Origin of the sequence: Bacillus songklensis, from assembly GCF_042649685.1 — a bacterium.
GTDB lineage: Bacteria > Bacillota > Bacilli > Bacillales > Bacillaceae_H > Bacillus_BA > Bacillus_BA songklensis.
Genome location: NZ_JBHRZT010000030.1, coordinates 1 through 23,872, shown reverse-complemented (window position 1 = coordinate 23,872; position 23,872 = coordinate 1). Strand labels below are relative to the sequence as shown.

At 36.7% G+C, this 23,872-nt stretch carries 20 protein-coding genes and 3 pseudogenes; 12 read left to right on the top strand and 11 right to left on the bottom strand.

Annotated features, from left to right (window positions below):
- Positions 1–37: 37 nt before the first annotated feature.
- A pseudogene (locus ACFOU2_RS07895) lies at positions 38–454 on the bottom strand (IS6 family transposase); the annotation flags it as partial.
- A gap of 319 nt (positions 455–773) precedes the next feature.
- On the opposite strand from ACFOU2_RS07895, the gene ACFOU2_RS07890 reads away from it, so the two are divergent.
- Positions 774–2,210: a zinc ribbon domain-containing protein gene (locus tag ACFOU2_RS07890; protein WP_377913947.1), complete on the top strand. Its 1,437-nt coding sequence runs from the start codon at positions 774–776 to the stop codon at positions 2,208–2,210.
- 85 nt (positions 2,211–2,295) lie between these two features.
- Here the strand turns inward: ACFOU2_RS07890 and ACFOU2_RS07885 are convergent, their stop codons facing one another.
- From ACFOU2_RS07885 to ACFOU2_RS07875, 3 genes are read right to left on the bottom strand one after another with little or no spacing between them, the layout of a single operon-like run.
- Positions 2,296–3,537 carry a hypothetical protein gene (locus tag ACFOU2_RS07885; RefSeq protein WP_377913945.1) on the bottom strand — a complete coding sequence of 414 codons (1,242 nt, stop codon included), beginning with the start codon at positions 3,535–3,537 and terminating at the stop codon, positions 2,296–2,298.
- Positions 3,537–4,802, bottom strand: coding sequence for a hypothetical protein (locus ACFOU2_RS07880; RefSeq protein WP_377913943.1), 1,266 nt, complete (start codon positions 4,800–4,802; stop codon positions 3,537–3,539). The genes ACFOU2_RS07885 and ACFOU2_RS07880 overlap by 1 nt, the downstream gene beginning before the upstream one ends.
- A gap of 43 nt (positions 4,803–4,845) precedes the next feature.
- On the bottom strand, positions 4,846–6,153 hold the full coding sequence (locus tag ACFOU2_RS07875; RefSeq protein ID WP_377913941.1) for a type IV secretory system conjugative DNA transfer family protein: 1,308 nt from the start codon (positions 6,151–6,153) through the stop codon (positions 4,846–4,848).
- 179 nt (positions 6,154–6,332) lie between these two features.
- On the opposite strand from ACFOU2_RS07875, the gene ACFOU2_RS07870 reads away from it, so the two are divergent.
- From ACFOU2_RS07870 to ACFOU2_RS07860, 3 genes are all read left to right on the top strand, one after another.
- The gene (locus ACFOU2_RS07870) at positions 6,333–7,142 is read left to right on the top strand and encodes a hypothetical protein (RefSeq protein ID WP_377913939.1); all 810 of its coding nucleotides are present in this window, start codon (positions 6,333–6,335) and stop codon (positions 7,140–7,142) included.
- A 272-nt stretch (positions 7,143–7,414) separates the two neighbouring features.
- Positions 7,415–7,744, top strand: coding sequence for a YolD-like family protein (locus ACFOU2_RS07865; protein ID WP_377913937.1), 330 nt, complete (start codon positions 7,415–7,417; stop codon positions 7,742–7,744).
- Positions 7,745–8,242: 498 nt separating this feature from the next.
- Positions 8,243–8,374 (top strand): hypothetical protein, encoded by a 132-nt coding sequence (locus tag ACFOU2_RS07860; protein WP_377913935.1) that lies wholly within the window; start codon positions 8,243–8,245, stop codon positions 8,372–8,374.
- A gap of 27 nt (positions 8,375–8,401) precedes the next feature.
- Here the strand turns inward: ACFOU2_RS07860 and ACFOU2_RS07855 are convergent, their stop codons facing one another.
- From ACFOU2_RS07855 to ACFOU2_RS07840, 4 genes are all read right to left on the bottom strand, one after another.
- On the bottom strand, positions 8,402–8,650 hold the full coding sequence (locus ACFOU2_RS07855; protein WP_377913933.1) for a hypothetical protein: 249 nt from the start codon (positions 8,648–8,650) through the stop codon (positions 8,402–8,404).
- Between the two features lie 103 nt (positions 8,651–8,753).
- Positions 8,754–9,293, bottom strand: coding sequence for a hypothetical protein (locus ACFOU2_RS07850; protein WP_377913931.1), 540 nt, complete (start codon positions 9,291–9,293; stop codon positions 8,754–8,756).
- A 272-nt stretch (positions 9,294–9,565) separates the two neighbouring features.
- A complete protein-coding gene (locus ACFOU2_RS07845; protein ID WP_377913929.1) occupies positions 9,566–9,934 on the bottom strand; it encodes a hypothetical protein in 369 nt (122 codons plus the stop codon).
- 76 nt (positions 9,935–10,010) lie between these two features.
- A complete protein-coding gene (locus tag ACFOU2_RS07840; protein WP_377913927.1) occupies positions 10,011–10,241 on the bottom strand; it encodes a hypothetical protein in 231 nt (76 codons plus the stop codon).
- A gap of 653 nt (positions 10,242–10,894) precedes the next feature.
- On the opposite strand from ACFOU2_RS07840, the pseudogene ACFOU2_RS07835 reads away from it, so the two are divergent.
- Positions 10,895–12,060: pseudogene (locus ACFOU2_RS07835) on the top strand (IS110 family transposase).
- A gap of 946 nt (positions 12,061–13,006) precedes the next feature.
- On the top strand, positions 13,007–14,344 hold the full coding sequence (locus ACFOU2_RS07830) for a hemolysin family protein (RefSeq protein WP_377913925.1): 1,338 nt from the start codon (positions 13,007–13,009) through the stop codon (positions 14,342–14,344).
- Between the two features lie 129 nt (positions 14,345–14,473).
- Here the strand turns inward: ACFOU2_RS07830 and ACFOU2_RS07825 are convergent, their stop codons facing one another.
- Complete coding sequence (locus tag ACFOU2_RS07825; RefSeq protein WP_377913949.1) at positions 14,474–14,932, bottom strand: VanZ family protein; 459 nt, start codon at positions 14,930–14,932, stop codon at positions 14,474–14,476.
- A gap of 469 nt (positions 14,933–15,401) precedes the next feature.
- On the opposite strand from ACFOU2_RS07825, the gene ACFOU2_RS07820 reads away from it, so the two are divergent.
- Complete coding sequence (locus ACFOU2_RS07820) at positions 15,402–15,590, top strand: PspC domain-containing protein (RefSeq protein ID WP_377913923.1); 189 nt, start codon at positions 15,402–15,404, stop codon at positions 15,588–15,590.
- Positions 15,591–15,887: 297 nt separating this feature from the next.
- On the opposite strand, the gene ACFOU2_RS07815 is transcribed toward ACFOU2_RS07820, so the two are convergent.
- Positions 15,888–16,853 (bottom strand): sporulation protein, encoded by a 966-nt coding sequence (locus ACFOU2_RS07815; RefSeq protein ID WP_377913920.1) that lies wholly within the window; start codon positions 16,851–16,853, stop codon positions 15,888–15,890.
- Positions 16,854–17,172: 319 nt separating this feature from the next.
- The gene (locus ACFOU2_RS07810) at positions 17,173–18,252 is read right to left on the bottom strand and encodes an AI-2E family transporter (RefSeq protein ID WP_377913918.1); all 1,080 of its coding nucleotides are present in this window, start codon (positions 18,250–18,252) and stop codon (positions 17,173–17,175) included.
- 295 nt (positions 18,253–18,547) lie between these two features.
- Here ACFOU2_RS07810 and ACFOU2_RS07805 point away from each other — a divergent pair, with 295 nt between their 5' ends.
- The 5 genes and pseudogenes from ACFOU2_RS07805 (at position 18,548) to ACFOU2_RS07785 (ending at position 23,664) form a co-directional block, all read left to right on the top strand.
- Complete coding sequence (locus ACFOU2_RS07805; protein ID WP_377913916.1) at positions 18,548–18,952, top strand: MerR family transcriptional regulator; 405 nt, start codon at positions 18,548–18,550, stop codon at positions 18,950–18,952.
- Positions 18,953–18,968: 16 nt separating this feature from the next.
- Complete coding sequence (locus tag ACFOU2_RS07800) at positions 18,969–19,655, top strand: zinc metallopeptidase (protein WP_377913914.1); 687 nt, start codon at positions 18,969–18,971, stop codon at positions 19,653–19,655.
- A gap of 71 nt (positions 19,656–19,726) precedes the next feature.
- Positions 19,727–21,064 carry a hemolysin family protein gene (locus ACFOU2_RS07795; RefSeq protein WP_377913912.1) on the top strand — a complete coding sequence of 446 codons (1,338 nt, stop codon included), beginning with the start codon at positions 19,727–19,729 and terminating at the stop codon, positions 21,062–21,064.
- 138 nt (positions 21,065–21,202) lie between these two features.
- A complete protein-coding gene (locus tag ACFOU2_RS07790) occupies positions 21,203–21,466 on the top strand; it encodes a GlsB/YeaQ/YmgE family stress response membrane protein (protein ID WP_377913910.1) in 264 nt (87 codons plus the stop codon).
- Between the two features lie 765 nt (positions 21,467–22,231).
- Positions 22,232–23,664: pseudogene (locus ACFOU2_RS07785) on the top strand (IS110 family transposase).
- The last annotated feature ends 208 nt before the right edge of the window (positions 23,665–23,872 follow it).

Here is a 23,872-nt window from a genome sequence, read left to right as displayed (position 1 = left end):
GGTATTACGAGCAAGGGGCTAGTTTCGTTCATGATAACTTGTCTACTGTGATAACACGGGGCTTTGAAACATGAAAAGACCGCAAAGCTTTCTTGAAAAAATGCTTTGCAGCCTTATGATCTCTTGTTTTGCTTAAATAAAAATCAATCGTATTTCCTTCTGAATCAACGGCACGATATAGGTACATCCATTGACCTTTTACCTTTACATAGGTTTCGTCCACTCTCCACGAGTCATTTGTTTGCTTGAGATGACGCCGGATTCTTTTGTCTAATTCAGAGCCATACTGATGAACCCAACGCATGATGGTTGTATGAGCAATGGATAAGCCGCGTTCTTCCATCATTTCGACTACATCACGAAAACTGAGATTGTACCGTAGGTACCATCTAACCGTTAATAAAATAATGTCAGGCTGATCATGCTTCCATTTAAATAAATTTTGCTTTTCCATAACTGAATACCATCCCTTTTCTAGATTGATAGTATCAGTATGTCCAAGATTTAGAGATTAGTTTCAAGTCAACTGAAATTTTTGCACCAGAACCATAATTATCTTATTCCACTAAAGCGCCCATTTGTTTGAAGAAGTAGGAGTTTCCACAGATCCACCGTCCTTAAAAAAATGAAATAAAAACATCGTACTATTGTAAAAGAGTTCTAGATTCATTATATTATGTATATTGATACATATATTTCCAGTTTTTTTAAAAGCCGTTTTATTTATAAGGGAACTTTATATACTACTAATAAATTTTATAAGGAGCGTAACTATGGAATCATGTGAAAATTGCGGAATGCCTTTAAGGAAGGGCGAACAGGTTTGTGGACACTGCGGGGAAAGTCAGGGGCAACAATACGAAGGAATAAATAAAGAAAAATCAGTATCTTTTCCTTATAAGAAAATATTACAGAATGTTAAATGGAAGCCATTATCTAAAAAAGGTAAAATCCTCTTAGTTACAAGTTTGATCTTCTTAGCCATAATAATTGGGGTCCACTTGACTATATCTTCACTTATTAGCCCAATGTCAGTAGTAGAAGAATTTGAAAAAGCCGTCCTAGAAAAAGATGCAAAGCACCTTGCATCCATCATAAATAAGGGTCAAAAAACCTATTCTATCTCCGAAAAGGAAGCTGCCTCCTACATTTCATATCTCACAAAAGAAAACAATTTTACTACTATTGATAATCAGTTAAAAATGCAAGCAAATGAACTGGATAATTCTCAAGAATTTGTTCCTCTCCCTATTACAGATAAACACGGAAACCAGCTTGTCATGTTAAATAAAGATTATAAGAAAAAATGGTTGTTCTATGATCAATATTATCTTGAGTTCTATCCATTCAGTCTTACGGTATCTTCTAATTTACCCAATACTGAGGTCTTTGTGAATGATAAGAAAGCCACAAAGATAAAAGCAGCTGAAGAACCTGTATCCATAGGATTTGTATTTCCTGGAGAGTATCGTTTTAAGGGTACATTTAAAAGTGAATATGGGGATATTACAAAAGAGGAAAATATAAATTTGACTGAGGGTAATGGAAACTCATTCTCGGTTTATTTACAGCTTGACGGTCAATACGTCTCTATTTCTTCTAATTATGATGATGCTATTTTATTCGTAAATGGAAGGAGCACTGGATTAAAAGTAAATGAGATAGAAAGTTTTGGACCAGTTAGAACGGACGGTTCTATTAAACTTCATGCCGAAAGGAAGGTTAATGACAAGACTATCAAAACTGATGTGATTCCAGTAACGGATGAATCAGGGATTGACCTTGCCTTTGAAGAGGAAGAGGAATACGAGTACGTAGCAGCTTCAACGGATACAAAGTTTGATGAAGTTTCTCAGTTTATGAATGATTTCTATATCGCTGGAGTTCAAGCGATTAATAGTCGTAACATTTCTGTAGCTGAGGCATACCATGACCCAAGTGGTCCATCTTTAGGTGAAGCGAAAGAGTACCTTAAATCAATTGAAAAGAGAGGGATTACCGAAGAATTTATTAGTATGTCTTTAATTGATTTACAGGAAGCAGAAGGAGGCTACAAGGTTACAACTCAGGATGATTATAAAATCTTTTATGGAAATGGTGCTAAAAAATACAAAAAATTCCAAACCTCCTATTACCTAACTAAGGTAGATGGTAAACTAAAAGTACACTCCCTTCTAAAAACAGAAGAAATAGAAAGTAAAGATTTATAATGCCAAAGTGCTCGTGATTTGAACTCATTTAAAACAAGCAAAGAGAATTTCCTCTTTGCTTGTTTAATTATTATGAAGTTAATAGTTAAAGTGATTCGTTATCTTTTGAAGAATTCCCCCCTGCTGGCTTTTCTGCCGGCTTTTCTTCTGGTCCTTCTTCCGGTTCTTCTTCCCGTTCCTCTTCTGGTCCTTCTTCCGGTTCTTCCCGTTCTTCTTCCGGTTCTTCTTCCCGTTCTTCTTCTGGTCCTTCTTCCGGTTCTTCTGCCGGCTCTTCTGCTGGTTCTTCCCCTGGCTCTTCCCCTGGTTCTTCTGCTGGCTCTTCTGCTGGTTCTTCCCCTGGCTCTTCCCCTGGTTCTTCTGCTGGCTCTTCTGCTGGTTCCTCTGCCGGCTCTTCTGCTGGCTCTTCTGCTGGCTCTTCTGCTGGTTCCTCTGCCGGCTCTTCTGCTGGCTCTTCTGCTGGTTCTTCTGCCGGCTCTTCTGCTGGTTCTTCTGCCGGCTCTTCTGCCGGCTCTTCTGCTGGCTCTTCTGCTGGTTCTTCTGCCGGCTCTTCTGCCGGCTCTTCTGCCGGCTCTTCTGCCGGCTCTTCTGCTGGTTCTTCTGCCGGCTCTTCCCCTGGCTCTTCCCCTGGTTCTTCTGCTGGCTCTTCTGCTGGCTCTTCCCCTGGTTCTTCTGCTGGCTCTTCTGCCGGCTCTTCTGCTGGTTCTTCCCCTGGTTCTGTAGTTCCTTCCGATGGCGTTTTTTCTGCTGGTTCTGTTGGCACCTCTCCTCCTGATTCATCTGCTCCTTCCTTCTGCTTGTCCTCTTCTTCTTTTTTCTTCTTGTCAGGTTCTTCCTTAATCTTCTCTATATCTGGATCTTTCTCAAATCTATATTGTACTTGTTCTCCAAACCCATCATTAACTTTCATGGTTTCTGCAAGTAAAGTTGCTTCTGGTGATAGTTCTTTGTCTTTCTCATTCGCTTCGTTGTCATGATTGTCCGACAAATACACTTCACCATGCCTTCCTATATCGTCTCCATCACATGGTTTCTCATCGATTAATCCTTGCGCAATATCATCATACATCTGGTCCGTTTGCTTTGCGACAATATACTGGAAAGAATTCCACGCAAACGCCTTAAGCTCATCGGAACTAAGCCCACCTTTTTTGTAATTTTTAGCTGCATTTAGGCATTGTTGAGCAGTATATGCCAAATATTGATAAGACTTAAAATCTCCTATATCATAAAGCCCCGTAACTTTTCCAATTGATTCAACTATAGCACCCGCATATGACACATGTGGATGAAAGAAATCAATATTAGAAAATCTATCCCAAAAACTCATTAATGTTTCCTCTTAACATAATCACGTTTAGGGATTAAATGAATATTTGCTAAACCATACTCTAATAGAATCGGAATACTTTGGGACACTATCATTTCCGCTTCCCTATTAGACACGTTAAAAGTATTCGCTACTGCCTTCACAGTAACTCCTATGGGAACGAATCCGTGGCTATACATCCACACAAAGTATACGGGTTCTGGTAAAGTTTGATGTTTACCTATTACTAAATCTTTTATTTTATAATTATTTTCACTAGATAATCCAGTTGAAGTCCCTATAGCTGTTACAGCAATAAGATGATTTTCCCCACCATTCCACTCTTCTGGCCATAACATCAGCATTTTCTTTGCTAATAAATTTTTAACATGTTCTTTAACTTCCTCCTGTGTAACATCTAACATCTTACTTATCTTAAGGATAGTAGCACCCTTTTTCCTACACATCAGCCAGACAACAAACTCTTCATAATCTAAAGTAATCTTTTGATTACCTAAAATGACCTCTAATCCATTTTTTTTCTGTCCTAACTGCTCCCCTAATGCGATAACCTGTGAATCTCCTTTTATCCCATGCTTATTAAACCATTCTTGATTAACCGTCGATTTTATTTTTTCCTCTGTAGCATATATCTCTTCATAATCGCCACAGTATTCAATATTCCAAAGTCCCGCTTTATTAAATTTATGTAAATATTTGAGAAATGTTATGATGGCTTCTTCCATACCACAATTTCGAATGTTGATAAAGTGATTTATTGTGCTAAACATAGTGGAAACTCCAGTAGAAGAGCGCCACATATCATACTCTTCTTGTGACATGCCGATACCAGCACCCTCTGGGCTGCAACTGTTAACAATCCATTGCTGATATTTATCAGAGAAACCAGCTAATACGCCATTTTTTACAATCGTATACTGCTTTAGAACATCATCACCTATATCATTAATAACACAATCAATGAGAATATGTTCTCTTGTAAATCTCTCTCTATAAATTCTAAGTTCATCAATATCCCTAACTAGATTTTTATTTATGCAATTCTCTAACCACGCTTCCATTGATTTCGAATCACCTAATTGCAGCCAAATATGATATTCCTTTCTATTTAATTTAACTAAACTAAATAGATTTCCTACTGCATAATCTTTTTCAGTTTCAGCATTAGCTGCTTTGACTCTTCCCATAATTCTCCCGCATCCTAAAAAAAAGGAGTAATCAGCATTGACTTTTTGCTTAGCTATTAATCGACGTAAAAAATTCAAAGTTCCCTTCCTTTCTCTTTAAAAAATATCTAGTTATAGTAGTCTATCTTTCATATATTACTGGATAAAACATGAATGGCTCTCCTTGCGGAAAGGAGACAATACATTCTCCGACATTCAACTTGGTAATATCCCAATCTTCTATTACTTTCCCATCAACGAGAAGATCTTGGGTCCCCTTATGGATATTTGTTGAAACGAAACTGATAAACCTTTTGGCTGCCCCATGTCTTTGGGATACAAAAGAGCGACTTTCCTCATCAAACAATCGAAAAGCAAATATACTGCCAAAACCACTGAGGATACTGTAAGCAAGAGAATCTCCATACCGGTGTTTTACTTGACCGATGTTTTGGATTCCAGCTATCACCTTTACGCCGAGAGAACGTCCAAAATTCAAAGCATTATCCATATAATTTAATTTAGGAATCAGGGGAAACTCATCCAAAATAAAATAAACATTTCCATCTGTCTTTGAACGACCTAACACCTCTTTCATTGCTAAATCCAATAAAACAGTATATACAGGCTCTAAAATATTGCCACTGGACAGATCGTACTCCAAGAATATAGCTTTTCCACCTTTTTTGGTAACTGCTTCTCTGATTGAAAAATCCCCAGACTTCCCAAAAGCACCACTAAATATTTTGTATACAGTCTGATAAAGATGTACTAAAAAGCTTTGCGTTGTAGAGCCACCATCTTTTTGAATGTAGTTTCTTACCCATTTTAGATCGCCATGTTCAAGGAAGAGGTTGCGAAGGATTACATCATTTGACGATTGTAAAAAAGCTACTAGTTTACTGTGGTCCCATTGCTCTTTTCCATCTTCTATTTCCCTTACATGAATAGTCAGTAATGCTGCCAGCAAATCTCTCGCACCCATCCCAAAAACAGGAGCCTGGGAATTTTCAATATCTTCCTTAAATAAGGAACTTGCAATTTCCCTTATGGTTTCTTCCCTTTTTTCTTTCGGTGTATGAAGAATATCCTTATAAATGTTCCAGAATACAAGACCCCGAGGCGAGACAAGGCTGTTTGATATGACATAATCTCCTTCTTCATAAAATTCTTCCAGATAGTCACCTTTTGCATCAAAGAAAACTATTACATCATTCTGATCCATCTTTTGTCTAATCGCCCTTACGATGTGGTACATCGTGTTTGATTTACCACTTCCAATAGCTCCTAATGTCAAAATATGTTTAGAGAAAAGACCAGGATGCATTCCAATTCCTGTGCCGTCCTTTCCCAAAATTCCAACATCAGATTTTCCTTTTTCCATAACTGTTCCTGGAGTTAATTGGAGAAGACTCTGTCCTTCAAGAATTTTTGCATCTAAGTAACTCATTCCTAATAAAACCTCACTTTCGAAATAGTAAATTTAACCAGTAATTTATTCCTGTTATTTAAATTTATGGTAAATAATTCTATAAATTTATTATATAATTTTATGTATGATTTGTATGTTCCTTTTTGAATAACTTTAATAAGAGACAAACAGGAATTTATTTAAGGAGTGATCGTATATTGAGAGTAATTCAAGGAGTTTGCTTATCTGAAGATGAACAAGTAATTAAGAAATACAAAGCATCCGTTGTAGGTCCGCAACACTTTTTATCTATGTTGGCTCCAAATACACAATTGGGGAAACCAAAATCATCCACAATAGGATATTTAATCGTTACGACACATCGAATCATTTTTGTTGGTGAAACAAAGGTGAATGAATTTTTTACAATTAGGGATGTAAGTATCGATAAAGTGACCGGCGTTATTTCTTACATAGGTAAAAAAGTAAATATCTTCAAGGTTTTAGGAGGATTATTTCTATTGCCAATCGGATTAATTATCTCCTATCTTTTAACGACTGTGAGCGATTCTTTTATATCGATCCTTGCAACTATCCTATTCATTGGTTGGCCAGTTTATTTAATTTACTCTGGTATGGTGAAGAAATATACACAAATAGATTTAAGAATAATGGCAAGTAATGACGGAAATAGTGCTGTAGGAGTTTCTGCTGACATAAACTTAGGTCTTTTTGCGAGAATTTTGTATGCAATCTTTAAAGCTAACCGAGAGAAAGCTTGGATGGCAGTTGATGCAGCAAACACGGCTGCCGATACACAAAAGCTAATGAGGGAACTTGGTGCCCTTGTACGTGATGTTCAAAATTTAGGTCATCAAGCTGTTGCTAAATGGCAAGATAAAAATGTTCTTAAGGAAATTATTGATACAGATTTGGATCATTCAGAAAATCTAGATGCCAATCAATCAAATTATACGTTATCTGCTAATCCATCGGAGGCTTCAAATTCACAAAATATATTTCAGTAAAATCATTTAGGAACCATAAGGTTATGGTAAAAATATTAAGGGACAGAAAAATAGAACCGGATTATTCTTTTCCACTATGAAGGATAGTGCCACTTCAAATAGCTTATGTATGAACTCCCTTGGCTCCAAGGGGTTTTTTATTTATCAAAATGTTCAATTAGGGTATACCCTTATTAAACACCACAATAAAAAAAGACTTCAATAAACGTTCTTTTTTATATTATAAATCGAACAAACATTCGTATATAATAAAGGAAAAAGGAGTGATTGGAATGATTAGAGACAGAGGAATAAAGAAATGGACTGCATTTCTTTTGCCAGAGCACCGGGCTGGGCTCAAGAAATTAAAAGAGGAATCATTGAAGAAAGAAAAACCGGTGCTGGATGAACAGGAGTGGCAGCTGATTAATGAAACTATTTGTGAAGCAATGGCAGAAAATCGCGCATTGGAATTTACATATTTTAGCAACAGAGATTTCCACACATTAGAGGGTCATGTTCACTACATGGATATGATGAACAAGGAATTGCGAATTGTACATTCATTACATAAAGTATATAGGTTGAAGATGGATGATGTGATAAATGCTGAGATGAAATAAAAAAGCCCTATCCATTGATAGGGTCAAATCCTCTTCTTCATGCCACACTTACGACATTCTCTAATAAACTCAAAATTCTTTACCGTACTTTTAAATAACGCATGGCCACAATGATCACACCGCCCACCGATGCGATCCGGCAAATCTTTATAGTCATAAATTTTATTTAAATCGATGTTTGCGTACTTATCCTCGTTCATGAACTACACCTCATTTTAATTCTGCTTTTCTATAATAGCAGAAACACTGAGGAGTGGAACCGTTACTTTTTGCTAAATAAAAAGGCTCTGCTAAAAAATAATGCTGATACAAAATCCAAAAGCGTGTTTCCTTATTAAAGTAACCCGCCTCGTAGTTTAATAAGAAAATCAACAACATTGTCTAACAGAACTTTTATTTAAACAAACGTTTATTTACACTATTCGACAATAGATTTAACAAAAATTTACAATCAATTAACAAACCGTATTTATAATTATCGGAAAGGAGTGATTACCGATGGAAACGAAAATTGACCTCGTAATAGAACTACTCGAAGGAATTGAGGCAGACGCGAATACGTTGAAACAAAGGCTACGCTCGATACAATCCGAGATTGATGAATTAGATCAGCGCTTTTTCTCTAAGTAAAGATAAAATAGTGAACCAAATCAGTAACTATTCGTTAATTATATATTTTTCCCAGCCAATACTTTTAATCTCTTCGTATATTGGTTTAATTACTGGATTTTCACTAACTTCAGTTCTTGCTTTTGATGCCTTAATGTTTGTTGGATGATTCCATTCATTTTCGCACTCATTACACATTACAAAAAGTTCTTTGGTTTCAACGTCTTTTACTATCTCTATCCAACCTTGAGAGCATATTGGGCACCAAGCCACTTTAAAATCATAAGTTTCGAACATATATGTACCCCCGTTTTACCATGCTACAGATCTATAGTTTATTTACCTTGTTACCATAACACCCGAAGAAGTAGGAAGTTAGAACCTTGGATGAAATTTATCTCTATAGATTCCCCAGTATCTTCAATTCCGTTGAAAGTACAGTTGTGTAGTGATCTGCATAGCCTTCTACAGCAATTTGTTTAACAATTATGGGACTACTATCCTCAAGGAAAGTTTTTAATTGTAAATAATCAGCTAATGGAAATTCATGTCCCCAGCTCTGACGATAACCCACGATACCGTGATATTGTAGCAATTTAGTAGTTGTAGATAATATCATGTTCACAAAATCCTTTAATAAAACGGTTTCTTGAAGTAATAATTCTCGCTTACCCTCAAACTCATCTTCATATTCAATTCGAACCAACAATTGATTCTGATCAATTTTCTTTAATGTCCAGTAAGTTCCATTGGGTTCTTCTTCCCAATATATAGGGTTAGGATTAATATCTGGATCATCCGTTATAAGGTGTCTTAATCTTTCTATCAACTCACCTATACCAACACTTAAATAACTACAAGCAAACTCACATTTCTTTTCATTAATCTCAATATGGCCACTTGCCCAACCATGGCCGTGTAGTTCGTATACAAATTCCATATATGGCCCCCATATAAGTGATAATCAGTAGAAGTAATGCCTCATTTCCTAAGAATTTTATCATAAAAAAACAATGTATAATTTATACAATTCCAATTAACACAATAACTCCTCTCTGCAATCAAAAAAGCCTCAGATTCCTAGAAATTTGAGGCTTTTACGCAAAAACAGAGGTAAATTCTATAGACATGCAAAAACGCCTTATACACGAATATAAGGCGTTTAAAACCCATTTCAATGTTTAAATCAACATAACTCCGGATTATAGGAAATTAAATATCCAAATGTTGTTTGATGATAAGTTGAAAACGGGGCTTGAATTCAACTTGAATTGTTTGCATAATCTCTTCTTCTCTTAGCGTTAGCAGAATTCTTGATTTTTCTTTTCTATCTTCCAGAATTTCTAAAGATTCCACTCGTATAAATTGAAGGTAGGTAATAACCTCTTTGCTATGTAAGTCCTGTACTTCTAATATAAATTCTTCGAACGAAGGACTTAATTCCACTCTAAAATTCTCCCTCCCATTATTAAAACGATAGGTTGCCTTATTATAATAAAAAGGAGAATCCTTTTGCTTATCTAACAGCTCCGGTTCACATTCAAATACAGATAATAAATCAATTTCTGATGGAATTTCCACATTGGTCCCCTCCTCAATCGTTTAATACATAAGCTATATACTTGTTACCATAAGATCCGATATAGGAAGTTGATATTTATATCTTCATACCAATCCACGACCAAACAAACATTAGAATCCCAACTACGATAACCACTACAGGTCCTACAACAAACAGACCAAATGACAAAGATGTTATAGCCTCTACAAAGGTACGAACAGGGCCTACCTTCTCTTCTTTATTTGTTTTCTCAATTAAGTTTTCAAGATGAGCTACCCTTTGATTAAGCTCCCGCAACTCTTGAATAACCTTTGTATCTTGATCCATACCTTCTTTCCATCCCCCTTCTCGCATAACAAATTTTACCATAAAGAAGGGATATAGCAGATGTATATGTTATACAAAGTTAGTTAACATAATGACTCTTACCGGAACCCACACCAAATCAAACCACTTGGCGCCCAAGGGGTTTCAGTTTATCCGTTTTTATCGTTTATGCACGATTTTATACATCCTTGATAAATCAAGCGTTAGACGCACTAAAGCACGCTTAGAAATGCATAAAATCCTGCATATTTCATAACAAAAACAAAGAACCATTTCTTCATGAAATGGTTCCCTGGATGACATGTTACACAGCTAAGGAGTTGTTACCTCTGCACAAAGATAGCTTGTTCAGAAAAATGGATTTTATGCATGCAATGAAAACTGTGATCTTTCACTAACGCCCCCGTTCGTATTATAAGGTTGACCAGATTTTTCTGGTTGACCATTTTTATTTAGGATTTATCCTTAACGGTAGCCGGGGTAGAACGTCCGCCCCCGTGGGACTAGATCCTGTCAACTAAACAGTTCGCCCCCTACTTGTAGAAACATGATTGAGGCTGGTTGGGACTATGATCTCGTATAACAAGCGAAGCTATGATACTACAAGAAGGATTTAGGGGTACCGGTAATTTTATTTTGGGAGGAGATAAAAAATGAATCCAGTGGTTGGTCTGGATGTAGCAAAAGGTGAAAGTCAGGTTCAGGCTTTCTTGGATAAGAAGAAACCATATAAAAGAAGTTTTAAAGTGGCACATACCCTTGAGGGACTGGATAGCCTATACCAATTTCTTAGAGAAATAGAAAACGTAACAGGGATACGACCTCCGATCGTTTTAGAATCTACGGGGCATTATCATACTCCTGTTGTACAATATTTTGAGGACAGAAATTACTTACTAGTTATCGTTAACCCACTCATCTCTTATCGAGCAAAGAGCTCCAGTTTACGTAAAATAAAGACAGATGTAATCGATGCACACCACCTCTGCGAGCTGTACTATAAAGAGGATTTAGAGGCATATATGTACAAACGAAACTTCAATTTCAAGCAGTGCTTGATCAGGTATTCCCTGAGTATCGAGGGGTTTTGGGGGACTTATATTCCGTAGTTTCTTTACTTACCTTATTAGAATATCCCACATCTGAAGACGTGTTGGTAGCTGGTGAAGAAACGTTAGCCAATAAAATTGATGAATTATGTACAAGTCGTTCAAGAAAGCGGGCAAACACACAGGCATAGAAACTTTTAGCTGCCGCCACTCGGAATCCCTTTCAGAAAAACCTGTATCAGAGTCACATCTTAAGCCTAGAAATGTATATCAAAATGCTTCTAGAATACCAACAGCACCTATCCAAGTTTGAAGACGAGATAGATGCTTTGGCAAAAGAAATGGAAGAATATAAGATTATCCAATCCATCCCTGGTATCGGTGAAAAAATCGCTGCAACGATTATTTCTGAAATCGGAGAGATTGATCGGTTTAATCACCCCAAAAAACTCGTGGCATTTGCCGGAATTGATCCCAGTATCTTTGAATCGGGTAGATTCAAGGGGACAGTAAACCGGATAACCAAAAGAGGCTCGAGTAGATTACGGCATGCCCTGTATATGGCTGTTCGTTGTGCCATTCGTGATTGCCGCAAAAAGAAAACGACTGATGAAATCATCCCTCGTAACAAGAGATTACGTGAGTTCTATGATAAGAAACGTGAAGAAGGAAAGCCCTATAAAGTAGCTGTAATAGCATGTGCAAATAAACTCTTACAATGGATTTATGCACAATTAAAAAACAAAACGACTTTCCAAGATCTAGCCTAATCAACAAGCTTAACCAAATAATACAAAACCTTCCAATCATAGGTTGAAGGAAGGTTATTTAGCATGCCCATTTTTAGTATAGCATGTATATTTTAAGTTTTTTATTGAAAAATGTTGACAAACTATTAGCTGGTTTAGCTTAAGTATAATTATTCACATACTCCAACAAACCCACCTGAAACGAAAGATTGGCGACTGTTATATTGGATAGTTCTGAAACCGAATTCTAAACTAGAATAGTGTTTCGCGTTATGTTGCCAAAATTGTTAGGAATACGTTTATTGATGTTTGTTTTCCGATTTACAATATCTTCTATACGCTTATTTGGTATAACCCATTCCAAAATTGATACTGGAAGCAATGGCAATCAATATATTAAAGCATTAGATTTTATTAGATGAATCTTCCGTTTGTTTGCGAAACTTTAAACGAAGAAATATCCCTAAACATACCAAGCATGAGACTACGTTAAATATTTTCTCCCACAAATAAGGTGAATGAAAATATTTTGATATGGCACTCAATGCAAAAAGTAAAAACAAAAGAAACCAAAACCCCATCTTATATCGTTGGTAGTAAAATGAAAACAGTTTAATCTCCCCCTTTTGAGGCAACTATACAACAGCATTGTGAACTGAATATGAATTAAGTTAAAAAAATCCAGGCTTCAGTATTTTTTTGGTCAGATTCTTTATTTGAATTTAATTTAAATATAACCATCTCCTCTTCACAAGAAATGTGAAAGGAAGGAGTAAATAAAGTATTAGGAGCATCGTTAACCTATGTGGTCGCAGACTTAACTTCGGTTCTTGAATGAGCTAAATACATGATAATTTTCTTTTAGGGAAACAGTAAAGAAGAGTAAAAAGACAAATTATGAATCATTCATATTCTTCACTCAGCAGGAGGTGTTCCCTTATTCGTTTGGACGGAATAAGGGCATTCATTGGAAATTTTAAATTTACTCATATTCGCCATTTTAATCGCATTCACAGCTTTTTTCGTTTCTACGGAATTTGCCATCATAAGGGTAAGAAGCACACGTATTGACCAATTGATTGCAGAGGGGAATAAAAATGCACGGGCTGCGAAAAAAGTAATTTCCAACTTAGACGGATATCTATCGGCTTGTCAATTAGGGATTACCGTCACCGCGTTAGGTCTAGGATGGATAGGAGAACATACCGTTGCCCATTTATTAGAACCTTTATTTGAAAAGCTTGATATAGCGGAATCACTTTCTTCTATTCTTTCGTTTATTATTGCGTTCTCAGTCGTAACATTTATCCATGTCGTGGTGGGAGAACTGGCTCCCAAGACCGTCGCTATTCAGAAGGCGGAGAAAGTGGCGTTATTATTTTCTCGTCCTATCATTTTATTTTATAAGATACTGTATCCTTTTATATGGGCTTTAAACCATTCCGCACGCGGTGTAGCCGGTTTGTTCGGGCTAGAGCCTGCCCCTGAACATGAAGTGGCCCACAGTGAAGAAGAGCTTCGCATTATTTTATCAGAGAGTTACGAAAGCGGAAAAATCAATCAATCCGAATTCAAATATGTGAATAATATCTTTGAATTCGATGACCGTACCGCCAGGGAAATTATGGTCCCCCGAACAGAAATCGTCTGTGTTTCGAAGGACGACACCATCGAGGACTTTTTAAATATCGCAGGGGTGGAGAAACATACCCGTTATCCGGTTGTTGTAGAAGGCGATAAAGACCAGGTCATTGGTTTGGTTAATATTAAAGAAATCCTAACGGATTTTGTACATGAAAAAGAAACCCGTAAAAGAACGGTTGGATCTTATGTCAAACCCATTATTGAGGTCATCGAGTCGATTCCCATTTATGATTTGTTAATCCGCATGCAGAAAAATCGTATCCACATGGCCATTTTAATGGATGAATACGGGGGAACAGCCGGTCTTGTGACAGTAGAGGATATCTTGGAGGAAATCGTGGGTGAAATTCGGGATGAGTTCGACGTCGATGAAATACCTGAAATTCAAAAAATAAAGGAGAACCATTATATCTTTGACTCCAAAGTTTTAATTGACGAAGTCAATGATTTATTGGGAACCAAGATTGAAGAAGAAGATGTGAATACGCTCGGTGGTTGGATGCTTACTCGGAAATTTGATCTCAAGAAAGGCGAATCCCTGTCATTGGATGGATATGAATTCAGGGTTCTTGATATAAAAGAGCATCACATTAAACGAATAGAAGCCTTCCGAACAGCGGTATCTCCTTCTCCCTTAGAAGAAGCGGAACTGCCATCCTGATTCAGTGAAGAAAAGGCATGTACCTTTAATCTGTACATGCCTTTTCTATTGCCGATTTTAAGAAAACCAAGCAAGGCTGTATGGACTAACCTAGTCATTCCAAAAGATGTATCCCCTTTCTTAATCCATTCATGCCCCTGCCCCTTTTGCTCCCAAAATTCTCTTGAAAATAAACCGAGTCAGCCTCATAGCCATCCATCCCATTAATGCCCCAACAGAATTGAGAAAAATGTCATCTACATCGAACACCCGATTTGTAACTTTATATTGTAAGATCTCGATAATAGAACTAGCTAAAAACCCTGTTATAAACATTGGAATAAATCCATCTAACTTTCTGGCCAAAATCGAGATAAAGAAACCCATTGGGGCAAATAAAGCGATGTTTCCAAATACATTCATCAGTATTAAATAGGGACTGCCACTATTCCACATCAAAAGAATCGTACTAAATAAGTCAAAATTTGCTGCATTGCCGTAAACATAATCATTTTTATGAATTAACGTAACATAAATTAATATGCCGAGGTAGATGATAAAGACTCCTAAAGAAATTTTCTTTATATTTTTTTTCGTGATAAACTCCACCAAACTCCGTTTTCCTTTCCCTTCTTATGACGAAAGACACCAGGTTGAAGTCTTTCATCCTATTCTCTAGGCATTATTTAAACCATCAGCTTTTAGAGCTTCTGAGCGAGCTATGTAATTGAGCCCTCCGCTTCACTATTTTGTTATGCATTTCTTTTCCAACTAAATTATCCGATGGCATAAGAAAAAAGGTGATTATCTTATTAAGCAATTCCCTATATTCGGTGAAAAAGCGAATTGATCTTTACTTTAAACAAAGGATTGACTCGTTCATTTTTCCAAAAGATTAAGAAGAACCTTTTTGGCTAACGATAGAATGAATTTGAATTCTAAGTCGGTACCTTAAAACCACAACTTTGGATGAATCCTTAGATAACGTTTATACGTAGTAATACTAGGGGAACATTAAAAAAGGAATATAGACAACTATTTTGTGCATAATATTCCTGCCGAAAGAGAGGTTTCGCATATGAAAAAATTATTAAAGTCTCGTTCCGATCGAAAAGTTGCGGGTGTATTGGGAGGGCTTGCTCAGTCTCTCGGTATCAATTCTACCTTGCTGAGAATTATTTTTATTGTTTTATTGATTACTACAGGGTTCTTTCCAATGGGGTTAATTTATATAGCCATGGCTCTTTTACTTCCAAAGGGCTACTAAATAGGTAGCCACATAAATTTATTTTTTCCTTTGCAGACAATCAAATAAGATGTATGAATCCAGGATTGACATTTGTTCTTTTCTCCCAAATAATATCAATCATAGATACAGAGCAAGTCCGCTATCTGGCATTATTATAAATTCTATGACGTTCTATATGCTTTCAACATTTTCAGTTAACATATAAATAAATAGGAAAAAGCCTGGATTTTAGTATAAAATCCAGGCTTTTTCAGAGCGTTAAAAAATAAAGGGATTTTCTCCTTTATTTTTTAAGTAGATGAATCATCTATATTCTTAGTCCTCATCATCCGAAAAATCACCAAAATCCATACCTGCCAAATCAAAATCCTCTTCATCCAAACCTATGGACTCCGCTGCATCTTCCACCATCTCATCTACACCAAAGCTATCCATCATTTCATTTAATACCATACCACCTAAAACACCCATCGCTAATCCTCCAACCATACTTCCAATACCGCCTGCTATACCGCCTTGATGATGAGGCTCATAAGCATGATAGGAAAAAGGCTGTCTATACAATTCCGGTTGCTGGACTGTTTCTACAATATACTCTTCGAGACGGGCCACCAACTTATCTTCATTCTCTAGTAGTTCTTTTGTTAAAATAAACTCTCGTTTCGCTTCGATTTCTCCGTAGCCAGACCGACAATCCACTTCCATCCAAACTTGGATTCCTGTTTCTACATAAGCAAAACGGATTTCTAATTCATTGATTTGGTTCGCAAGTAGTTGTGTGGAAAAGAACTCAAACTCTTGGCCATATGTATCAAGCTTTCCTGAAGTAGCTTTTTCTCGGAAACCTAAACGGGAAAGAGCATTAAAAATGGATTGGACCTCTTTTGACGCTCCAATGGTGACATAATCCACATCTGTACGGTCTACGCCTCCCTCAATATCAAGATGCGTATCAAAATAATAAGAAACAGGTCCTCTAGACAAAGGAAGGATTGGTGGAATACGATAATGAAATGGAATGCGTTTTTCTTCCTTTTTTGAAATAACAAACGATCCGGTTAAAGGAATCATGTCAACTTTACGTGAAATAGACTGGCTATTCTGTATGGTGACAGTCATCATAAACTTAACGGCAAGCTGGTTGATCTGTTGATCCACTTCTCCTCCCTTTAAGACAACCTCTCCATGTATAACTTCATCAATTTGATAAGGGCGATTTTCAAACTGTAAATCTACTGTGGCTGCTCCCTTACCTAATTTCGCTAAGAATTTCTTGAACATTCTCTGGTCTCCCTTCCGTTCATTCATTCTTTTCATCATCCAATCAGGAACTAATAACTGGATATCTCAAATTTGTTTATATTGTCATTCCAACTCCCCCATTTTAAATTTTATGATGTCTGTATGCAAGAGATGTACGCCGCCCATTACATGCAAACTGAAAGGGTAACGTAAAAAAGGCTTTTACCTTCATTAACTCTAATTATGGTACTTCAAAATATCTCTTCCTATTTGGAAATAAAGTACTCCATGAATAAAGTGTATAAACTTCATTCAGAGAGCTTTACTTGATTGGGTAATGGGTTAAAGCCATTTTATTTTAACTTCGTCTTACTCTCACAACTCTAACAATATTAAATACAATCGTTTTGGTTACAGCATAAGTTGGGATAGCCAGAATCATACCTAATATTCCCGCGATATTCCCTGCTACGAGCAACAAAATAATAATCGTTAATGGATGCGTGTTTAATTTTTTCCCGATAACAAGTGGCGAGATGACATTCCCATCCAGTTGTTGAACAATCACGATGACTAGAAGCACGAACAAGGGCTTAGTAGGAGAGTAGAGCAAACCTACGATTAACGCTGGAGCTGCCCCAATAAAGGGTCCTACATACGGAATAATATTCGTGATGGCCCCTATAATAGCCAAAATCAAGGCGTAAGGAAGGTCAATAATGAGATATCCGATAAATGTAGTGATACCGACAAATAAACAAACCAATACTTGTCCTTGAATATAAGTCGCTAACGTATTAGCTGTTTCCTTCATCATTCTTAGAGCTTCTTTCCGATAGGAAGACGGAACAAACGGTAAAATCCTTTTCGGTAGCTTCTGTCCATCTTTTAACATATAAAACAACACAAACGGAACCGTTACAATGATCAGTGTAATATTAGTGACAACACTAAACACAGAGGAAATACTATTTTTTAGATTAGTAGGCAGAGTTGAAGCATAGTTTAAAATCGAATCCTCTAGTTGATCCAAGGATACATACTCTTGTTCCACAATCCATGTAAAACCTCTAGAGTGAGATAAACGGTCAATAAACTGTCTAGCTTCTTCTACATAGGAAGGGATATTATGAACCAAATCAGTGATCTGCCTTGACAACGCCGGACCCACCACTCCGATAATGGCAGCAATTAATCCGATAAATACTACGTATAACGTCAGAATAGCCAAGCCCTTGGGCACTTTTCGATTCACTAAGAACGAGACAATCGGTTGGAATAAAAAATAAAGAAAACCTGAAACGAAAATCGGAAAAAATAAGGTTGAAATAAACACGGCGACCGGTTCAAAGACAAACGAAATTTTTGTACATACATAAATGAATAAGGCAATCATTAAAAGTTCGAATGTCCAAAATTGAAGCTTTGACTTAAACAAAATACTTCCTCCACTCCAGATATGGCATTATTATCTAACATTCAATAATGTATGATTACATCATAAATAATCTTTCTATCAACTTCTTGTGTAATCATAAAAGTTCATCAATTTGTCACTTTAATTCATATTCCAAAATCAAATTTCCGGTATAATTTATCGTAATATTTATAGGAATGTAGATTTTTTGAAGCCTTTTTTATGGCCTACCGTATATGTATACTAGATAGGTTTTATTTTTCTTCAAACCATCACGTTATACTTTGTTTAAAGGAGGTGGTTCAATGGGGCTGAAATGTATCGCATTGGCGAACTTGCAGAAGTAGCACATGTAACAAAGCGTACCATCGATTATTATACAAATTTAGGACTACTCAAAGCAGAACGTAATGCTTCTAATTATCGTTGCTACTCTCAGGAAGCATTAGAAGATTTGAGATTTATAGAAACCTGTAAACAACAACAGTTATCCTTGCAGGAGATCAAAGAAGCACTTGCAAGAAAAAAACAAGAGAAACAGCCTGATATTGTCCACCAAGCAAATGATGTGGCAGATCAAATTAAATATTTAAAAGAAAACGTCGAGGATTTATTGCCTCTGATTGAGAAGCTTGAGGACCACGAAAAAAGGTTGATCCTCAAACGCCTTTCTCCTGAGAGTGTGACCTTAATTCATTCATTACTGATGCTGTTAGGTTAAAAAGGAGGAACCATTCATGTTTTTTCATCCAATGGATTTTTTAATTCTTATCGCTTTTGGATTATCCATTTGGGCACAGTTCAAAGTAAAAGGAAATTTCAATAAGTGGGTAGAGGTCCCAACACGTACTGGATTAACAGGTGCTGAGGTGGCCAGACGCATTCTCGACAGTAAGGGATTGCATCACGTACCTGTTGAAGTAGTTCCAGGTACTTTATCAGACCATTACGATCCGCTGAGCCGTGTTGTACGCTTGTCGGAATCGGTATATTACGGGGCTTCTATCGCTTCAATTTCTGTTGCGGCTCACGAAGTCGGTCATGCGATTCAACATCAGCAGTCCTACGGAGCATTGGTACTTCGTCATCGTATGTTTCCGTTAGTGAACTTAACATCCGGGGTTGCTCCATTTTTGTTATTAGGAGGATTTTTATTCCATAGTCTTTCTCTAATTGGGATTGGAATCATCTTCTTCTCCGCAGCTGTAGCCTTCCAAGTGATTACATTACCTGTTGAGTTTAATGCCAGCTCAAGGGCTAAAAAATTAATGCTGGCTGAGGGAATTATGTATAACGAAGAAGAGAATGGTGTTAAGAAAGTGTTAAATGCAGCTGCGTTAACTTATGTAGCCGCTGCCCTCATTTCTGTATTAGAGCTCATTAAATATGTGATGATTTTCTTCCAGGGGCAAGAAGAAGAGTAAAAAAGATGTTCCCCATTTTTCATTTAGTAGGAGGTGTTCCCTTATCCGTCTTGACGGAATAAGGACATTCATTGGAAATTTTAAATTTAATCATATTTGCTATTTTAATTGTCCTAACAGCCTTTTTCGTTGCAACAGAATTTGCTGTTATCAGGGTACGAAGTACACGTCTTGATCAATTGATTGCAGAGGGAAATAAAAAGGCTGTAGCTGCGAAAAAAGTAGTGACCAACTTAGATGAATACCTGTCAGCCTGTCAATTAGGAATTACGGTTACTGCATTAGGACTGGGGTGGATAGGAGAACCTACCGTTGCTCATTTATTAGAACCTGTGTTTGAAAAATTTCATGTAGGAGAATCACTTTCTCATATTCTTGCATTTATTATCGCATTCTCAGTTGTGACATTCATCCATGTCGTAGTGGGTGAATTGGCTCCAAAGACCGTGGCTATTCAGAAGTCTGAGCAAATCACTTTGCTGTTTGCTCGTCCTATTATTCTATTTTATCGTGTCATGTACCCATTCATTTGGGCACTTAACGGCTCTGCTCGTACCGTAACAAAATTATTTGGCTTACAACCTGCTTCTGAACATGACATGGCTCACAGTGAAGAAGAACTGCGTATTATTCTGTCCGAGAGTTACCAGAGTGGTGAAATTAATCAGTCCGAATTCAAATATGTGAATAACATTTTTGAATTTGATGACCGACTTGCCAAAGAGATTATGGTGCCTCGTCCGGAAATTGTAAGTGTATCGAAAGATGATACGGTCGAAGACTTTTTAAATATGGCAAGGGTCGAAAAGTATACCCGTTACCCTGTTCTATTAGAAGGAGACAAAGATCAAGTCATTGGATTGATCAATATAAAGGAAGTCTTAACAGACTATGTCCAAGGAACGGATATGAAACAAAAAACTGTGGAGTCCTACACAAAACCAATCATTCAAGTGATTGAATCCATTCCCATCCATGACTTATTGCTTAAAATCCAGAAAGAACGCATCCATATGGCCATTTTAATGGATGAGTACGGCGGAACAGCGGGTCTTGTGACCGTTGAAGATATCTTGGAAGAAATCGTGGGTGAAATCCGTGATGAATTCGACGCCGATGAAGTGCCTGAAGTTCAAAAGATAAAGGAAAACCACTATATCATTGACTCCAAAGTCTTAATTGACGAAGTCAATGATTTATTAGGAACCAACATTGAAGAGGAAGACATGGATACGATTGGCGGCTGGATGCTCACCCAGAACTTCGATCTTGAAAAGGGTGAATCTCTGGTCTTTGGCGGCTATGAGTTTAAGGTGCTGGAAATAGAAGAGCATCATATTAAACGAATTGAAGTTTTTCCCGCTAAAATTGACTCTGCTGCCTTGCAAGAAGCAGAAATAACACCATAACCATATAAAAAAGGCATGTACAAATGAAAATGTACATGCCTTTTTTCCATTATCTCTTATAATAATCTATGAATAGTTTGCTTCCTCTTAGGGTAAAAACAAATAGAATGATGTTAATCTAAAAGGAGGTTCTAATTTATGTCATTTATATGGAGTTTAATTATTGGCGGCATTATTGGTTGGGCAGCAAGCCTGCTAACAGGTCGTGATATTCCAGGAGGTATTATTGGAAATATTATTGCTGGTTTCATTGGAGCATGGTTAGGAACAGCTATCTTTGGAGAATGGGGACCTGAGGTTGGTGGCTTTGATCTTATCCCAGCCATTATTGGTGCAGTTCTTTTAGCTTTGATTGTAAGCTTTATTATGAGAAGAATGGGTAATAATCGTGGTCATGCATAACAAATAAGATTAAGAAAAAGTCTAAAAATGAAAGAATATTGTAAGAGACCTTGTCACTCTAATAAGGAGGAACAAGGTCGTTTACTTTGGTTGTAAATTCTTCTTCAACTCCCCGATAGTTTCTGTAATACTTTAACGGATTTATACCCTAATTTAATTCACTACATACTTGTGTAAGTCCAAGTGCTTTAAATCCATTGCAAGAAAAATATATGCAATATTTGCACAATTGATTATAATAAAAATATCAATGTACCTTTGACTTAAACGTGGGATCACTATATAAGTGGAACTCTACCGTTAGTTTGAGGACATTGTTTTTTTATTGCTAAAAGTGCTGTAAAATATAATTGTGCAGTGACCTTTAGGGTGGTTCTATTCCTTAACTAGAAATGGGGCTAGAATGTCTAGACCTCTTATATTGATGTGAGGCACTCCACATTTTCAATGGCACTGCACTTTAATTAAATTGACCATAGAAATCCTGTCATTTTTTGCAGGATTTTTTGTGTTTTTAGGAGGAATTTTTGATTTCTTGTCGTATTTTTCATTTGGTTTATAGACTATATTGAGCAAAACCAAAAAACAATATCATATTAAGCAGTTGAAACTCTACCGTTTGGTTGGAGCTAGGAAACTAGACTCTTGTGTTAAATTTGAGATTTAATATCTGGCGATATAATCCTGACATACTACACTGGGCTTAAAGCTCTAACAGAAACTTGGATAGTCAGATATGTCATACTGCATCAAGGAGGAGAAATGATGAACGATACCATTACTCCATTTAGTTATGGGATTGACACACATAACGACCATCAAGTAAAGCGTAAGTTTTATCAGTTTTATGTTGGTATTGATATTGGAGCGAGTTTTCACGTTGCATCCTGTATTCCATTTGATGCGTTCTTAGATCCAAAAGACGTTGCCTGGAAACGAACGAAGACAATGAAGTTCAACTCTGATAGTGCAGGAATAGCCGAATTTTTGGAAGCCCTAGGAAAGATTGAAAAACGATTTTCTCTTACCAAAAAAGACTTTTTAATTCTATTAGAACCCACAGGTGGACACTATTCTTACTTAATTCAGCAAGTATTATTAAACGAAGGTTATGATTTGTTTCAAGTTGAGAACAAGGCTGTTGGTGAATTTCGTAAAAATAATCTAGGTATCTCTGAAAAGACGGATTCGATGGATTCTAAAATAATGTCATATATGGGGTGACATAAGCAATTACATCCCCATATGCAAGGTGTTTCGCTTATTGACCACAATCCGTACTTCAATCCTTATTTCGAACAGTGATGCGTGACCGTTGGTATTTAAATGTTCAACTAACACGTAGAAAAAATCAGGTGCAACAACTTTTAAAAGTAACTCACCCCGATTTAAATAAGGCGTTTAAAAGTTTATCGAGTCCCTCTGTGATGAAACTAGTCTTAAAGTATCCTACTGGACTTGATATGAAGGAAGCTACGGCTGAAGAGATATATGCGACTTTAATAAAAGCTGGTGCAAAGGGAATAGCCAAAAAAGCAGCAAATACTCTGGCTAAAGTTATGCCTAATACTATTGCGGTTCCCGCTGAACACCTTGTAGAAAGGCAAAAATGGATTATAGAAGAAGCCTTACGGCTTGAAGAAAGCTTAAAACTGATCGATCAAGAGATTCATACACTTCTATGGGGGAATCCTGAAAAGGGAATGGAGCCGCATCCATATACTGAAATTCTTATGTCGCTTCCTTTCATAAGTGAAAATATCGGTTGTACGTTAATTGGGGTTATTGGAGACATTGAACGATTTAGTACATATAAAGAGTTCAAAAAATATCTTGGAGTATCTGCGGAAAATAAGCAATCAGGCACATCTGTAACTGGAACAAGGCAAACGTATGGTGGTGTACGAGATGCTAGAAGAGTTCTTTATCAAATAGCTTTAATCGTCTTAGCAAATGGTCAAAAACACCCTACCGTCTCTAAAGCTTATTATGACCGCAAGGTTAACGAAGGAATGAACAAGAAAAAAGCAATCGGACATCTTTGCGGTAAAATAGCAGCTCTTATATACACGGTTCTGAAAAACAAAATGAAATACGATCCGATAATCCACGCTAAGGCTTGTGGAATTGAATTGGATAACCTTTATTTAAAAAATATAGTAAAAGAACCCCAGCTTTTAATAGACAATAAAAAATAGACTTATGGAATTTAATCAAAACTCCTAAGTATATTAAAAAACACAAAACCACCTATTTTTTGTTAAAAATTAGGTGGTTTTTTATATTTTAAAACCTTTATTAATTTCCAGCGTGTCGCAAAACTCATTTTTATACAAAGATTGTGAATAAAAAAGCCGCCTTCCTTGCACCCTATGATAGACTCTACTCAACCATAGGAAGGAAGAC